We start from the raw sequence: 790 nt of genomic DNA, 5'->3' as shown, positions 1-790 counted from the left end.
ACCACGAAGCACCCTGCTCATCCGCTTTAAATGCAATCACACGTTCCACGTCTTGCGGGCTCCCTGAAATGTTATTCACGGAGATAAGGCCAATTTCATTTAAGCCTGTGACACAATCAGCGCTGGCAAATTCGGCTGACTGCGCGGTTGTGCTCATCAGCCCCGCTGAGAGCAGCAGTGAGGTCAAAGCAAGAGATCGTTTCATTGTCAGCTCCATTTCACATGTCTCCGGTATCCGCCGGGCAATCCTTCGCAAATAAACTCACTTCCATTGTCACAGGCATGGAGTTTATTGTGGACAGGAAAACGTCTATGGACGCAAAGCAGTGTAAATGTCGTTTAAATCCTGACAGTTATTTGCGATACAAAATGGCTTGCGAGTACCACTGTCCGGTAATAATGGTTTCATCCACCATAATAATGACGTAGTAATCTGCTTTTGCGGCGACAGCTTTCGCTTTTATTGCATCCTCCGCATCCGCCGGTGAGCCACGAACCAGCACACTGACGGTACCCATACGTTGTAATCCTTCGGTCTGATTACGACGAATTTCCTGAGGATAACTGGTGGCGGCCGGGGCGGGCTGTGGTGTTCCTTCCAGCACGCTACAGCTTGTTAACAGCAGCACCAGCAATAAAGCAGCGAACCTGCGCATAACCATATCTCGTTTCCTGATAGCCATAGTGTAGATGTCTGCGAATTTCATTTTGGGGGAATGTTCCCAAACTGTTATCTGTGACGTCATTTTCGAATGAAAATATCGTGAAAGCGTAATCCAGTTCTCAAGAT

2 protein-coding genes are annotated in these 790 nt (G+C 48.0%); both read right to left on the bottom strand.

The annotated features are described in order from the left end of the window. The coding region (gene yjfN, locus K5E19_RS23070; RefSeq protein WP_221553255.1) for a DUF1471 family protease activator YjfN at positions 1-205 on the bottom strand (205 nt) is incomplete at its 3' end. Between the two features lie 148 nt (positions 206-353). Next, positions 354-683: a biofilm peroxide resistance protein BsmA gene (gene bsmA / locus K5E19_RS23065; protein WP_100780773.1), complete on the bottom strand. Its 330-nt coding sequence runs from the start codon at positions 681-683 to the stop codon at positions 354-356. Positions 684-790: the final 107 nt, after the last annotated feature.

Origin of the sequence: Enterobacter sp. RIT637 (assembly GCF_019718755.1) — a bacterium.
In the GTDB taxonomy this organism is placed as follows: domain Bacteria; phylum Pseudomonadota; class Gammaproteobacteria; order Enterobacterales; family Enterobacteriaceae; genus Enterobacter.
This window is presented reverse-complemented; position numbering and strand designations above follow the sequence as displayed.